Source organism: Sporosarcina aquimarina (assembly GCF_023715615.1).
GTDB lineage: Bacteria > Bacillota > Bacilli > Bacillales_A > Planococcaceae > Sporosarcina > Sporosarcina aquimarina_A.
In genome coordinates this window covers 1,220,009-1,233,541 of record NZ_JAMBOM010000001.1, presented here as the reverse complement: position 1 = coordinate 1,233,541, position 13,533 = coordinate 1,220,009, and the positions used below count along the sequence as shown (strand labels likewise).

Annotated in this window: 16 protein-coding genes; 5 read left to right on the top strand and 11 right to left on the bottom strand. The window is 39.4% G+C overall.

Annotation, left to right across the window (positions count from 1 at the left end):
* Together comGB and comGA are read right to left on the bottom strand one after the other, a co-directional pair.
* A complete protein-coding gene (comGB, locus tag M3197_RS05845; RefSeq protein WP_251659523.1) occupies nt 1-1,086 on the bottom strand; it encodes a competence type IV pilus assembly protein ComGB in 1,086 nt (361 codons plus the stop codon).
* The gene (gene comGA, locus M3197_RS05840; RefSeq protein WP_251659521.1) at nt 1,049-2,050 is read right to left on the bottom strand and encodes a competence type IV pilus ATPase ComGA; all 1,002 of its coding nucleotides are present in this window, start codon (nt 2,048-2,050) and stop codon (nt 1,049-1,051) included. The genes comGB and comGA overlap by 38 nt, the downstream gene beginning before the upstream one ends.
* 264 nt (nt 2,051-2,314) lie before the next feature.
* Between comGA and M3197_RS05835 the strand changes: the two genes are divergently transcribed.
* The gene (locus M3197_RS05835) at nt 2,315-2,557 is read left to right on the top strand and encodes a DUF2626 family protein (RefSeq protein WP_251659519.1); all 243 of its coding nucleotides are present in this window, start codon (nt 2,315-2,317) and stop codon (nt 2,555-2,557) included.
* A 31-nt stretch (nt 2,558-2,588) separates the two neighbouring features.
* Here M3197_RS05835 and M3197_RS05830 read toward each other — a convergent pair whose 3' ends face one another.
* Nucleotides 2,589-3,224 carry an MBL fold metallo-hydrolase gene (locus tag M3197_RS05830; RefSeq protein WP_251659517.1) on the bottom strand — a complete coding sequence of 212 codons (636 nt, stop codon included), beginning with the start codon at nt 3,222-3,224 and terminating at the stop codon, nt 2,589-2,591.
* A 161-nt stretch (nt 3,225-3,385) separates the two neighbouring features.
* Between M3197_RS05830 and M3197_RS05825 the strand changes: the two genes are divergently transcribed.
* Nucleotides 3,386-3,565, top strand: a complete 180-nt coding sequence (locus M3197_RS05825; RefSeq protein WP_025784750.1) for a DUF2759 domain-containing protein — start codon at nt 3,386-3,388, stop codon at nt 3,563-3,565.
* A 108-nt stretch (nt 3,566-3,673) separates the two neighbouring features.
* Here M3197_RS05825 and M3197_RS05820 read toward each other — a convergent pair whose 3' ends face one another.
* From M3197_RS05820 to rpmG, 4 genes are all read right to left on the bottom strand, one after another.
* Nucleotides 3,674-5,578, bottom strand: a complete 1,905-nt coding sequence (locus M3197_RS05820; protein WP_251659515.1) for an LTA synthase family protein — start codon at nt 5,576-5,578, stop codon at nt 3,674-3,676.
* Between the two features lie 101 nt (nt 5,579-5,679).
* Entirely contained in the window at nt 5,680-5,901 is a 222-nt protein-coding gene (locus M3197_RS05815) for a YqgQ family protein (RefSeq protein WP_251659513.1), read from the bottom strand.
* Entirely contained in the window at nt 5,883-6,452 is a 570-nt protein-coding gene (locus tag M3197_RS05810; protein WP_251659511.1) for a 5-formyltetrahydrofolate cyclo-ligase, read from the bottom strand. The genes M3197_RS05815 and M3197_RS05810 overlap by 19 nt, the downstream gene beginning before the upstream one ends.
* 66 nt (nt 6,453-6,518) lie before the next feature.
* Entirely contained in the window at nt 6,519-6,668 is a 150-nt protein-coding gene (gene rpmG, locus M3197_RS05805; protein ID WP_025784754.1) for a 50S ribosomal protein L33, read from the bottom strand.
* A 169-nt stretch (nt 6,669-6,837) separates the two neighbouring features.
* Here rpmG and M3197_RS05800 point away from each other — a divergent pair, with 169 nt between their 5' ends.
* Nucleotides 6,838-7,197, top strand: coding sequence for a hypothetical protein (locus tag M3197_RS05800; protein ID WP_251659509.1), 360 nt, complete (start codon nt 6,838-6,840; stop codon nt 7,195-7,197).
* On the top strand, nt 7,194-7,649 hold the full coding sequence (locus M3197_RS05795) for an endolytic transglycosylase MltG (protein WP_251659507.1): 456 nt from the start codon (nt 7,194-7,196) through the stop codon (nt 7,647-7,649). Before M3197_RS05800 ends, M3197_RS05795 begins: the two co-directional genes overlap by 4 nt.
* Nucleotides 7,650-7,694: 45 nt before the next feature.
* Here the strand turns inward: M3197_RS05795 and M3197_RS05790 are convergent, their stop codons facing one another.
* The 4 genes from M3197_RS05790 to M3197_RS05775 form a co-directional block, all read right to left on the bottom strand.
* Complete coding sequence (locus M3197_RS05790) at nt 7,695-9,881, bottom strand: peptidoglycan D,D-transpeptidase FtsI family protein (protein WP_349774093.1); 2,187 nt, start codon at nt 9,879-9,881, stop codon at nt 7,695-7,697.
* Between the two features lie 105 nt (nt 9,882-9,986).
* On the bottom strand, nt 9,987-10,595 hold the full coding sequence (locus M3197_RS05785) for a superoxide dismutase (protein WP_251659503.1): 609 nt from the start codon (nt 10,593-10,595) through the stop codon (nt 9,987-9,989).
* Nucleotides 10,596-10,679: 84 nt separating this feature from the next.
* Complete coding sequence (locus M3197_RS05780) at nt 10,680-11,162, bottom strand: DUF456 domain-containing protein (protein ID WP_251659501.1); 483 nt, start codon at nt 11,160-11,162, stop codon at nt 10,680-10,682.
* A gap of 16 nt (nt 11,163-11,178) precedes the next feature.
* Nucleotides 11,179-12,810, bottom strand: a complete 1,632-nt coding sequence (locus M3197_RS05775) for a Na/Pi cotransporter family protein (protein WP_251659499.1) — start codon at nt 12,808-12,810, stop codon at nt 11,179-11,181.
* A 197-nt stretch (nt 12,811-13,007) separates the two neighbouring features.
* On the opposite strand from M3197_RS05775, the gene M3197_RS05770 reads away from it, so the two are divergent.
* Nucleotides 13,008-13,529, top strand: a complete 522-nt coding sequence (locus M3197_RS05770) for a DUF1189 family protein (RefSeq protein ID WP_251659498.1) — start codon at nt 13,008-13,010, stop codon at nt 13,527-13,529.
* Nucleotides 13,530-13,533 lie beyond the last annotated feature (4 nt).

Genomic DNA, 13,533 nt, shown 5'->3' with positions numbered 1-13,533 from the left:
TTACATGTTTTTTATCATTCCATACACGGGCAATAATAATGCTAAATAAGCTGCAATTATGCAAACGGCTAGAGCGACAAACAAAACGGGTTGCAACATAGCCATCATCCGGTTCACTTTACGATCGATTGTGCTCCCTAATTGCTCACTATAAAGCAACAATTCTTTAGCTAAATGGCCACTGTCAGAACCGTGTTTTGCAAAGAACGATAAGTCTGTCATGAGCCCATCTGTAAGATTTATCGCTACATGAAAAGGTTCTCCTTTTCCTGCTTCCTCATGAATGGATTGCGCAACACTCGCTAAAATAGGATCAGTTTTTTGTTTCGTTAAAATAGTCATCGCCTCTTGGATGGAATTGCCCGCTGCGAGTAAGTTTCCTGTTTCAGAAGCAAATAATCGAGTCAAAATGCTTTTATACATTTCACCAACTAATGGAAGCGCTCCTACTCTTTTGATTTTTTCTAAAGGACTTAATCGCTTCAAATAGATTCTTGTAATTACGAACAAAGCCACACCGGCGCCGATTCCTCCTAATAACAAATCAGGTGCTTTCGCTACTACACGGGGCAAATACTTTTCGATACCTTGAGTTGTCGCCGATCGAGAAGAGGCGAGCGTCTCGAAGTTCGGTAGAAAATAAATCTTAAATGCAATAAGCAATAACGCCATAGCAAACATAAGGACTACCGGATAAGTCGCTGCTTGAATGAATTTCTGTTTTCTTAGTTGGGCTGCTTCTAGCCGTAGGGACGCGCCATTCAATGCTTCTGCCAACCTTCCGTCATTCTCGGACAACTCAACGGACAATAAAATTCTGTCCGGAAATCCGAGGAATCTGAGTACTTCTGAAACGTTGGCCCCTTCTCTAAAAATGTCATCGACTTCTTGAATCAACGTCAAACTATGCAAACTGTGATGAGGGATTAATAAAGAAAAACATTCCTGGATCGTATAGCCTTCCTGTAGTAATTCAGAAGCACGCAAAAGAAACAGCGACTTGTCTTTTACAACGAATAGCGAATCTCTTCTGAGTGAATACCAACGCTTATGGCGAATAGCTGGAGCTACTGTATTTTCTCGCAACTGCCTCTACGCTCCCTTCTTCAGAGAGAGAAATTGGATCTTTCTTACTGAGGGAGTCTTTTAGATTCTCTAATTCTTCATCTTGATAAATTTCAAAAACAGCTGCCAATTCCCCATCGGATTTACGGATGAGACGTTGAGCTGATATGCAAACGACCGTCTGACGTAGCTCCTCTGCTGAAATACCGAAATCCATCATCCGATAAAAGCAGCCTATCGGATCTTTTGCGTGGACGGTAGTTAAAACTAAATGTCCAGTTAAAGACGCTTGCACAGCAATTTTCGCTGTTTCTGCATCACGAATTTCTCCAATCATAATGACATCCGGCGAATGACGTAAGATTGCCTTCAGCCCAGCTGCATAAGACATGCCTGCTCGTTCATTTACTTGAATTTGCAGTAAGTGACTATGAGGATTTTCAACTGGATCTTCCAAAGTAATCACATGACGATCCAATTCATTGACGCAGTGTGCAGTTAACGAGTAAATGGTTGTGGTCTTTCCGGAGCCCGTCGGTCCCGTAATCATAAACAATCCTTGTTGTTGTTTAATAGAGTGTTTCAGCATTTCAGCCCAAGATGATTCAATGCATAATTGATCAAGTGAGACAATCCTGTCATGTTGTTGGATTCGTATAACTGCACTTTCATTTAGATGTATGGATGGAATTGTTGAAATACGAAATGAGTAGTTGCTTTTGTTGAATTGTTTGTGGAAAGAACCGCTTTGAGGTTTTCGACGGTCGCTAATATCGAGGGAAGATAGGAATTTGTAAAAAGAAATCATACGGGTCGCTAACTGTGGGGGGAGTTTACCGATCCGTTCCAGCTTTGTGTTTTTTTTGTGAAACAAGCCATAACCATCTTCAGTTGGTACAAGGTGAATATCTGTCGCATCCACATCAATTGCTTTTTGCAATAATTGAAAACATTTTTGTTCAATCACATTTTCTTGAGTTTCCATGTACACCCCTCTCTCTATAAACATAAGACCGCTTTATGTCTTGCCAATAGTATAATGCCCCTTAAGAAAAAATGGAATAGTTTACGCGAAAGTAGCATTTTGGATACCTATACCCGTATGTCAATTCAATTTTGATTGACGTAAAAATTCTTTGAACATCACGGATCTGTCACATTAAGCCTTTTACTTTGAGTTTACTTTTGACAGCACTATCCTATATAATAAAGAGGAGTTTATTGTATTGTTGTAAGGAGGGACGCACTTATGGATAATATGTTCAAGCTGTGTGGTTTCTGGACAGGGATTTTCGCAGTTATGTTTTTTGTTGGTCATATGGACCAAGTCGCACTTTTATTTGTCGTAAGTACTATTTTCTTCATGCTGCTTGGCTACATGAAACTTACTGAAAGAATGTACTTGTACATGTTTGGAGCTTACTTAATGGTATTTACAGTTGGGTTCACGTACTATGCAACATTCATTCACGTACCAGGTGCAGGGCACTAAAAGTAAAAACAGCCGAAATTCGGCTGTTTTTTTAAAATCCATTTAGAAATGGATTGGAGTCCATCTCGTCTTTCGGAGTTGTTTTTGGCCCATGACCCGGATAGACTTTATAATCTTCATCTAAAGATAATAACTTCTGTTCAATCGATGTCAGTAATTGGTGCGTGTTTCCTCCAGGAAGATCTGTACGACCCACTCCCTGGCGGAACAACGTGTCCCCGACAATAACGAATCGATTCTCATGAAAGACGTAACTTACGCTTCCCGGTGAGTGGCCAGGGGTGTGACGCACTTCGAACTCAAAAGGACCGAGTTGCATAATCCCCTCATGTTCAATAATATGATCTGCAAGTTGACATACAACAGGAGCTAACATGGGATATTTCGCAGAGCCATTTAAATCTGGATTGCGTAACCATAAATTTTCATCTTTATGGATGTATACCGGAATGCTGTATTGCTTACGAACCGCCTCAAGCGCTCCTATATGATCGAAGTGTGCATGTGTCAATAAAATTGCTATTGGCTTCATATTTGCAGCTTCTACGGCTTCAATAATTTTTTCCGGCTCTTCTCCTGGATCAATTATTAGGCAATTGCCGTTAGAGTTACTAATCAGGTAACAATTCGCTTGTATTGGTCCAAGTGGTAAGGTTTTAATTTTCACAAGAATCGCCTCCTCTACTTTATAGTACGGAATCCTTGCAAAGATTTCAAACAATCGTCACGTTTACAACTCGACAAACTGGTAGTGAAACAGTACAATAGAAGGTGAGTATTGCTAACTAGGCATTCATTTGTTCTTTTTTGAAAGGAGTGTCATCATTCATGAATCTTTTAATGGTTATTTTTGGTCTTATTGCAATTTTAGCTGTAGTTGGTACCGTGCAAGGATTCAAAGAGCGCAACTTGCTCAGTATTGTGTTTAACCTATTGGCAGCCGTAATTTTTGGTGGTTTTACAATTGCTACAATTGTTTTCCAAGGCTATCCACCATCCCTACATTAATGTCAATTGAAAAACGTCTTTTGCTCACTTGCAAAAGATGTTTTCTTTTTTGTTCTTTATTACATACAAAACCCGATTGAGAGGCATAGCTCACAATCGGGTTATTTCTTATTCTTTGCCTTTTATTTCTGTCTGCTGTTCTGAAGGATTTCCTTGCCCATCTTTAAATCGTAGCAAGTCCCCGTTAATAATCGTATCTGAGTATTCAAGTTCCTTGGAAGCTCGCTCTACATAAGGCGCACAAAGCTCCCCATCTGTAGGTTCACCTGTTTCAGCATCATAACAAACTTCGTGCGAATAAACGTATTTGTCTGTTATAAATCTGCCGTCTCTAAAGATAACAAAGTCCTCATGTTCCTTCGAGAACAAGTCAGAACCAAACTGTAAATCGTCTTTCGTATCAATTCCAGCCAAATTTAGTACTGTTGGACGAATGTCCATTTGACCAGCAAGTTCATGCATCACTTTTCCTTTACCGTTACCAGGAATGTGAATGAAGAATGGAACTTTTTGTAGTTCAGCATTATCAAACGGTGTAATCTCTTTATTCAAATACATCCCCATTGCTTTATTATGGTTCTCAGAAATACCGTAGTGATCACCATACATTACAATAATCGAATTATCGTATAGACCATTTGCTTTAAGTTCTTCGAAAAGTACTTTAATCGATTCATCTAAGTAGCGAGACGTTTGGAAGTATTTATTTAATGTTTTCGAATTTGATGTATATGGAGGAATTAGCATATCCTCATCATCCAAATCGAACGGGTGATGATTGGTTAACGTCAGCATACGAGAAGAAAATGGCTGTGGCATCTCTTTCATCATCTGGACAGACTGTTCAAAGTATGGGATATCTTTCATACCCCAATTGACAGCTTGACCTTCACCAATATCGTAACTTTCCACATCATAGAACTTTTCAATACCGAGTGCTTTGTACATAATGTCACGGTTCCAGAAGCTCCGATTATTCGCGTGCATGACGTTAGTAAAGTAACCATTGTCAGCTAGTTTCTCCGACATAGAATCGAATGTATTCCCACTGTGTGTAAAGAACACAGCACTACCATTTCTCGGATAAATCGAGTTTTCTACAATAAATTCTGCATCTGATGTTTTACCTAGTCCTGTTTGGTGGTAGAAGTTATCGAAGTAGAATGTATCTTTATCCTTTGTCAACTCGTTAAGGAAAGGTGTAATCTCATGTCCATCCATTTCTTGGTTAATGACAAAACTTTGAAGGGATTCAAGAGATATTGTAATTATATTTCGCCCTTTTGCATCTTCGAACATATCAACACTTGGTTCTTTATGATTCGCATGAATATAGTTCTCAACTTCAGAAAGTTCACTGCCATCAGCAAGCACCCGCTGTGCATGTGACTTTGACTGGATGATCAAGTCATAAATGTGGTAGTTGTACGTACCAATGTTTTTCACAAGTAGTTCGCGGTCAAAGCTTCGTGTCAATAATTGAGGACGTTCTGCTTCAGCAAGACCTAAGTTCACCATGAACAAAGCTGCTGTTGCGATGAAATATAACCGGCGACCCATTTTAAATTGATTTACACTCTCAGTTGACTGGGGAATAAATTTCACAGCAAGTGCCACAATAATTACATCTGTGAAAAAGAAGATATCAGTTCCGTGAATGTTTGCCATAACCGATGAAGACAAGTCTCCGAAGTTATTTGTTTGGAAAAGCGTTGGAATCGTTATAAAATCACTGAAGAAACGATAAAATACTGCGTTCGCAAACATTACAATCGATGTCATCACACTGACAGTGATAATATAAATATTGCGGCGTTTCGTTGTTTTGATGAATAGCGCTACTCCATAAACTAACAATAAAAAACTAAGTGGGTTTATAAAAAGAATTAATTGTTGAACCATATTGTCAATACTCATATTAAAACTTGTCAAATAACCGAAGTAGGTCGTTAGCCAGGTTGCAAGAATTGCAATTACTAGCAAGGAGTGTTTCGGCCAGTTAAATCTCCTCATTTGATCTCTTCCTTTCTAAAACATAACATGTATCTACCTTATTATAACGTTTTAAGACACACAAAAGTTTCACTATAACAAAATTCATTGGAATGTTGTGGTTACTTTTCAGGAACTTTCACACATTTGTACAACTCATTTCGTATGAGTAATGATGCACTAATATAATCTTCTTTTATGATAAGTTTGTCATCATATAAATCTTTCAATTCGGACTGCATTAATAATATATCTGCTTCTCTATCACCCGTATAGATATATGCACCGAAACGCTTCATAAGTCTTAAGACGTCCCAAAATTCTTTCAACCCTGTTTGCTGCATTGAATTTCACGCTCTTCTGTGAGTATTTTTCCAACTGGTATATCATGACTTTCAATCGGTACTTGGTCGACAAGTTGAACTTCAAAAGCAATTGATAAAGTTTCTTTCGTATAGGTTTCAAGAAAACGATCATAATAACCGCCTCCATAGCCTATGCGGTACCCCTCTTTTGTGAACACAACTCCGGGAACGATTAGTAAATCGATTTCAATCTTTTTTACAGAATCTGTAGTTATCGGATTTGGCTCTTGTAAATCCAAGTAGACAGTTTCTAATTGCTCAAAAGAGGTGATTTTTCTAAAGTCCATTGTTTTTTGTTCTGGGTTACACTTCGGAACTACAACATTTTTCCCTAATCTCCAACAGGCTTCAATAATCGTACGTGTTTGAACTTCAGTCGTACGTGATATAGTAATAGCAACCGTTTCAGCTTTTATAAATTCTGCGGTTTCAAGTAAGCGCAAACGGATGCAATTTGATTTCTTTATATATTCATCCGCAGACATATTTTTCAATTTCAATAAACAATTTTTCCTGATTATAGTTTTCATTATATACTCTCTTCCCTTCTTTTTGAAAGAAAAAACCAAAACCGTGATAGGTTTTGGCATGAGCAATTATTTTGTTTCACGGTGAAGCGTTTGTTTCATTTCACGTGAGCAATATTTTTTCATTTCAAGACGTTCTGGATTGTTACGCTTGTTTTTCTTTGTGATATAGTTACGCTCACCACATTCTGTGCAAGCAAGTGTAATATTTACGCGCATTGTTGTCCCTCCCACTCATCAGCGATAGTAGAGTATTTATGAGCATGATTTATACGACTGTTCTATTGTATCATAAATTCAATGATTGTCTAGCAAGAAATCTAAATTCCCTAATTGGTTTTTGATATGGTACCATTAAGTAAACTAACCAACCAAGGAGGGCGCTATTGTGTCACTGCCTATCACCCTTATGATAGTCGGGATAATTGCTTTGTTCGTTTCCATCTTTTTTGGATCAAAGCAACCGAATACAAATGAAATTGAACAAATTTCCATCAGTTTACACCAAGAGACCAGCCAATTGAAAAAAAGGGTAAAAGCACTAGAAGAAGAGCTAATGGTAGATCCAGAACCACTTACTCACTCATCACGATCTAATGAAATGCAGAAACCGGTACATACGATTATCGTAAGTCAGATTATTGCACTTCACGGTCAAGGTTACTCTATTGAGGATATTTCCAAACGCTCTTCCCTCCCTTCAGAACAGGTCCTCTCAGTCCTCCGTTCGAAAGGTGTGCGCGTATGATTCGACAACTCCTCCAACTTATAGGCATGGGATGCTTAACAGCAGGCGCTGTTTTATTTTTCACAAGCGGGACAGAGGACGAAGAATATGTGAATCAGGGCAAGGTAATTGCAGAGCTCAATCAAGAATTAGCTACTGTTAAAGTTGCTTTAGCAGACGCACAAAAAGATACCAAGGCTAATGACGAAGCTGCTGTATCCACTCAAAAGTCCGACGATTCCGGGAAAAAGGATTCTGTTATCAAGATGATTCTCACTCTATCACCCGGTGATACTTCTAAAGACGCTTCTGATTTCCTTGAGAAATCAGGAATAATAAAAAGTGCAACAGAATTTGAAGGATATCTAACTAAAAATGGTCTGTCAGGAAAGATGCAAATCGGGCAACACGAAGTGGATTCATCTATGAATTTTGCAGATCTAGCCAAAGAGCTTACAACTATAAAGCACTAACAAAAAAGACAAGCTTACTAACACTAAGCTTGTCTTTTTTGTATGTTATTTTTCTGTTCCATCTTCCACTTTTATCGACGGCTGAATAGTCGGTGTTTCTGTAGAGAAGATTTCGGACTCAGCCCGTTTTTTCTTAAGTGCAAAATACTCTTTGACAGCCGCTTGAGCAATGTCATTATTGGGGTGAGCATAACCATTTGTATAGGTAGATACGTGCGGCACAATAACGGAATATGCAATTTCAGGTTTATCATATGGAGCAAAACCTACGTGAGCAACAGAAACTGTTTGAGTCCCCCATAGAGATCGATCTTCGCCTTCATAATATCCTGCCTGCGCTGTACCCGTTTTCCCTGCAGCATCGAAATCTTCACCTTGGAAAATGTTGTATGCAGTTCCCTTGGGCTGATAGTACGTATAATGCATCCCTTTTTTAACTCGTTCAATTTCTTCAGGTGTATTATTAATTCGGTTGAGAACCTTCGGATCATTCTGTTCCAAGAGCGCTCCAAATTCTTTCCCATCTTTAGATGGCTCGTATACAGCCTTCAGTACTTGTGGTGCAATTCTATATCCACCATTTGCAACAGTGGAAACATACTGCGCAAGTTGAAGGGGTGTGTACGTATCATACTGACCTATCGATAAGTCGAGCAATTTACCAGGTTCTTTACGGTTTGGCTCTGGTGAAGATCCAGACACTTCGCCTGGCAAATCGATTCCAGTTTTCACACCCAAACCGAATGAGGCATAACTCTCTCGTAATTTGTTGAATGCATCAAAATCGATTTTCAAGCTACCGCCTTTTACATAATTATAGTTTGCAAGGTCCATTGCAATTTTGAACATATATACGTTGGAGGAACGCCCAAGTGCTTCAATGTCGTTAACGGAAACACGTGAATTTTGGTTGAAGAGAGAGGCTTTCCGTTGTTTACCTACATAGATAGGTTCATCAACTTTCCTGTCTCCCAAATTTAATACATCGTGCTGATAACCACTTAATACAGTCGCCAACTTCACAGTCGATCCCACTTCATATGATGTACTGAACGCACCGAATGTGTAGTCTTGTACAGTTAGCTTACCCGTTTCTTTGTCTTTTACAATCCTTTTTCCAACCATGGAAAGTACTTCGCCTGTATTCGGGTCCATCATCACTAAGAAGGCACGATCTAAAAGTTGAGAGCCGCCCATCCGTTTTGCTTTTAGTAAATTATCTCCCACAATTTTTTCTAGATGGGATTGCAGTTCAGTATCCAATGTCAGCATCAGATCTTTCCCTGGTTCACCTTCACGAACGGTTTTGGTTTCTACGACTTGGCCAGTTCTATCCTTAATATTTTTTACAACTGTCTTTTGTCCTTTTAGCAAATCTTCATAATATCGTTCAATGTAACTTTTGCCTACCCGATCATTCCGCGAATAACCCCGTGAAAGGAAATAGTCCAGATCCGATTTAGGAATCCCTTCCAGTGGGCTTGTTGTCGTGCCAAGGATTGCGCTATCTGACATCTTAACGCGTTCCCAATCTGTTGTCGTATTAACTCCTGGAAGTGAGCCAAGTTGTTCTGAGACCGTTGCAAATTCCTCATCGGTCACATCTTCACTCTTAACAATTTGAGGAGTATAGGCATAGCCTGACATCATTTCTCTGTAAATCGCGAGTATTTCAAGCTCACTATCTGAAAATGAATCCAATTCTTCGTCTGTAATGCGATCGCGCGTCATTTTCGTAATTTTACGCTGTGCTTCCTTTTTTGAGATGGATTCGTCATTTTGAAGCGCCAACTGTTCTTTCTTCGTAATTTTTTCCAATGCCTCATCAGGATGTAGCAGAATCCAAAAATCTTTTTTATCACCTAGCGTGACTCGCGTGGTAGGTTTGTCAATTAACTTCGCAAGCTTTTTAGCAGTTTTCAACATTTCATCCGAAGTTGTTGAAGTTGCCTTCGTATATGTAATCGCATTTCGTGGTTCGTTATCGACGAGCAGATGGCCACTTCGATCAAAAATCCGGCCTCTTGGAACACTTGTGTTCACTGCGATTTCTTCTTTACGTTCTAATTCACTTTTATAGTCTTCCCCTTTAACAATTTGCAAATATCCTAAACGAAAAATTAGCAACGAAAACAAAACGAATATAGAAAAGAATAAAAAGTTCATCCTGAAGGAAGTCAATTTGCGCTGGCGTACTTTTGCCTGATCGACTTTACGCTGATTTTTCCTCACGTTTTCCTCCTCCTTCATTAGGTGCACATCAAATGAATTATAGCATTAAAAATGAAAAAGCACACATCTTGACGAACAAGATGTGTGCTTGGTTGCATCAATCACTTACTTATTTTCTGTGTAATGCTTTTGTACTTCATCCCAGTTTACAACATTCCAAAATGCTGTAATGTAATCTGGACGACGGTTTTGATAGTTCAAGTAGTAAGCATGCTCCCAAACGTCAAGGCCAAGAAGTGGAGTCTTACCTTCCATTAATGGATTGTCCTGGTTTGGTGTAGACATGATTGAAAGTTCGCCGTTATCAAGAACGAGCCAAGCCCATCCAGAACCAAAGCGAGTTTTTGCAGCATTCGCAAACTCTTCTTTGAATTTGTCTAAGCTTCCAAACTTCTTGTCAATTGCTTCAGCTAGAGTACCAGTTGGCGCTCCGCCACCGTTCGGTGAAAGAAGTGTCCAGAATAAGGAGTGGTTCGCATGACCTCCGCCATTATTGCGAACTGCAGTACGGATATCTTCAGGAACTGCATTTAAATCTGAGATAAGCTCTTCAACAGATTTAGCAGCAAGATCAGCATGTCCTTCCAATGCATTATTGACATTGGTAACGTACGTATTATGATGCTTCGTGTGGTGAATTTCCATCGTTTCTTTGTCGATGTGTGGTGCTAGTGCATCATATGCATAAGGCAATTTAGGTAATTTATAAGCCATTTCCAATTCCTCCTTGAATGATTAAATTCTTTCCTACCCTTCAAGATTATCAAACTTCCCATAGGCATTCAATTATCTTGTCTTTTATGTGACGAAGAAGATGAAAATACCGATCATAACAATCATGACAACACCTTTGACGACAACCGATGTTAAAAATCCGACCAATGAACCAATTCCTGAACGAAAGGCTTGTTTAAAACCAGCACGAGTAACGAGCAATTCCGCCAAAACTGCGCCAAGGAACGGTCCAATGAGAATTCCAGCTACTGGTATGAGGAATGGCCCAATGAGAAGACCAATCGTACTTCCCCATCCTCCAGCATTAGATCCTCCAAAGCGCTTTATACCGAAAAGGTTGGCAATTGTATCTGCTCCAAACAACAAAATAGTGAATAAAAGTTGTATAGTCCAGAACAGCCATCCCATGGAATCGAATGTATCGATTAACCCATAGAGCAAAAAGCCACCAATGATGAAAAGAACAGAAGGAATGATCGGATAGATTAACCCCATAAAAGCAACGACGAAAAACAAACTTGCTACAATCCATGCAATCCACTCCATCCGACTTCCTCCTCCCTTATGCGCGTTTTCCTAAAACCGCTTCAGCAATATTGACAGCGTGGTCTCCGATTCTTTCTAAGTTAGAGACAATATCGACAAATACAATACCAGCTTGCGCAGAACAGCCACCTTCATTCAATCGAATAATATGGCTCTTTCTGCATTTGCGTTCCATTTTGTCGATCAATTCTTCTTGTTTTGCAACAGTACGCGCAAGCTCCCAATCATTCGTATCTAAAGCATCCACTGCTTTTTGTACTGTTCCGATAGTCAGTGCAAACATCTCCGAAAGTTCTTCTAGAGCATCTTCAGAAAGCTTCACCTTATTAACTTCTCTAAAGTCAATAAGTTCAATAATATTCTCAAAGTGGTCACCAATACGCTCGATGTCACGAACCGTATCCATTAACATGACGTGTCGAACTGATTCAACTGGTGAAATATTGACAGCCGAAATTTCAACTAGATAATCCGTGATTTTTCGGTCTAAATTGTTAATGGCATCTTCAATTTGGTACGCAGTTTCTGCATGACTCTTCTTACTACTCTTCAAGTAATCAAATGTTTCTTCCAATCCTTGGACAGCAAATGAACCCATACGAATGATTTCTTCTTTTGCTTGTCCAATTGCAACAGCTGGAGACTGAGTGATGAAATGCGGATCTAAATGTTTTGGTTTATATTCAATCGTCACATCTTCACCAGGAATAAGTTTCGTTACAAAATATGCCCAAGCACCAATGAATGGGAACTGAATGATTGTGTTCACAACGTTAAAAGTACCATGTGCGAACGCAATTTGCATTTTCTTATCGAGTCCAAGTGTACTCGTAATCCATTCCACATAAACAGTGAAAGGTACAAGGAGAATCATGAATATGGCAGCTCCAAGAATATTGAACAAAACGTGGGTTGCAGCCGCACGACGGGCAGCAACAGAAGCGCCAATTGAAGCTAAAATTGCGGTTATCGTAGTTCCGATATTGTCACCGAACAAAACAGGCAAAGCAGCTTTCAAATCGATAAGATTTTCCGCATATAAGCCTTGCAAAATTCCTACAGTCGCACTGGAACTCTGAACGATCAAGGTAAACACCGTTCCTGCAACCACCCCAAGCATCGGGTGGTCTGCCATCGAAACTGTCAAATCAGTAAACGAATCAAGTGTTTGTAAAGGTACCATCCCTTCACTCATGAGTTCAAGACCTAAGAACAGTCCTCCAAACCCGAACACGACTTCACCAAAATGTTTTACCGTCAATTTTGGGATGAAGAATATCATGAACGCACCTACCGCCATAATTGGCAACGCATAAGCACCTACGTCCAACCCGATGATAAATGCAGTTATGGTTGTACCGATATTAGCACCCATAATGACTCCAATTGCTTGTCTAAGCTTCATGAATCCTGCACTTACGAGACCGACTGTGATAACCGTAGTACCCGAGCTAGACTGTATGAGACAAGTCACAATTATACCAACTAGTACACCCATGAACGGGTTTGTAGTAAAACGGTCAAGAATGGAACGTAGCCTATCTCCAGCTACTTTCTGAAGACCGTCCCCCATGTATTTAATGGCGAAAAGAAAAATACCTAGTCCACCAAGAAATTGAAACGCCACTTCCTGCCAATTAATATCCATGTAATGCACAACCTCCAATAACGATATGTATACTCCCCTATTATTGTCGCCGACTTCTCATATGTAAATAGACAACGGTCAATCTTTACAATCCCTTAACAATTGACATGCTAAACTTGTTTTTGTTGTGACTATCCCTACCCAATAGCATACAACCGATGCTAAACTAGCGATATACCTAGAAAGGAGTCACCACTTTGAAGAACTATCAATTGTTTCTTGCTTCCATCCACGAACCAAAAAAACTTGCAGCTTTCCGATTGCTACCTATTGGAAAAGTATTTCAATACGTATTTTTGTTTGTAATTCTTTCCACCTTAGTGTCCTTTATACGATTCCTTACGGGAGATATTGATTTGTTTGGCTCTTCTCAAGAATTAATCGATTACGCAAAGACTGTGGGAGGTTTGCTCTATCCTATGGCATTTGTCCTTCAGCTTCTGATTAGCACCTTTTATTTATTCATTCGAGTTAGTTTCTTCGGGCTTGTTGGGCTTGGACTTTTGAAAATTTTCAAACGTCGCGGAGAATACAGGCATATGTGGCGTACTTCAGCTGTTTCAATTACTGTCCCTATTTTAGTTTCTTTAGTTCTGGACATCGTTCATGTTGAAAATGTCTTTAATTTCCCACTTACCGCGATTATTCATATTGTGTATTTAGCATTAGCTACAAACTATTATCCGAAACAGCCTCAAGTAAAAGTAACTCGTGCATAATTGT

What these genes read in the sequence shown, in the direction of transcription:
- comGA (WP_251659521.1), bottom strand. Translation starts at nt 2,050, where the DNA reads ATGGAAACTCAAGAAAATGTGATTGAACAAAAATGTTTTCAATTATTG.
- M3197_RS05835 (WP_251659519.1), top strand. Translation starts at nt 2,315, where the DNA reads ATGGATAATATGTTCAAGCTGTGTGGTTTCTGGACAGGGATTTTCGCA.
- M3197_RS05825 (WP_025784750.1), top strand. Translation starts at nt 3,386, where the DNA reads ATGAATCTTTTAATGGTTATTTTTGGTCTTATTGCAATTTTAGCTGTA.
- M3197_RS05820 (WP_251659515.1), bottom strand. Translation starts at nt 5,578, where the DNA reads ATGAGGAGATTTAACTGGCCGAAACACTCCTTGCTAGTAATTGCAATT.
- M3197_RS05815 (WP_251659513.1), bottom strand. Translation starts at nt 5,901, where the DNA reads ATGCAGCAAACAGGGTTGAAAGAATTTTGGGACGTCTTAAGACTTATG.
- M3197_RS05810 (WP_251659511.1), bottom strand. Translation starts at nt 6,452, where the DNA reads ATGAAAACTATAATCAGGAAAAATTGTTTATTGAAATTGAAAAATATG.
- rpmG (WP_025784754.1), bottom strand. Translation starts at nt 6,668, where the DNA reads ATGCGCGTAAATATTACACTTGCTTGCACAGAATGTGGTGAGCGTAAC.
- M3197_RS05795 (WP_251659507.1), top strand. Translation starts at nt 7,194, where the DNA reads ATGATTCGACAACTCCTCCAACTTATAGGCATGGGATGCTTAACAGCA.
- M3197_RS05785 (WP_251659503.1), bottom strand. Translation starts at nt 10,595, where the DNA reads ATGGCTTATAAATTACCTAAATTGCCTTATGCATATGATGCACTAGCA.
- M3197_RS05780 (WP_251659501.1), bottom strand. Translation starts at nt 11,162, where the DNA reads ATGGAGTGGATTGCATGGATTGTAGCAAGTTTGTTTTTCGTCGTTGCT.
- M3197_RS05775 (WP_251659499.1), bottom strand. Translation starts at nt 12,810, where the DNA reads ATGGATATTAATTGGCAGGAAGTGGCGTTTCAATTTCTTGGTGGACTA.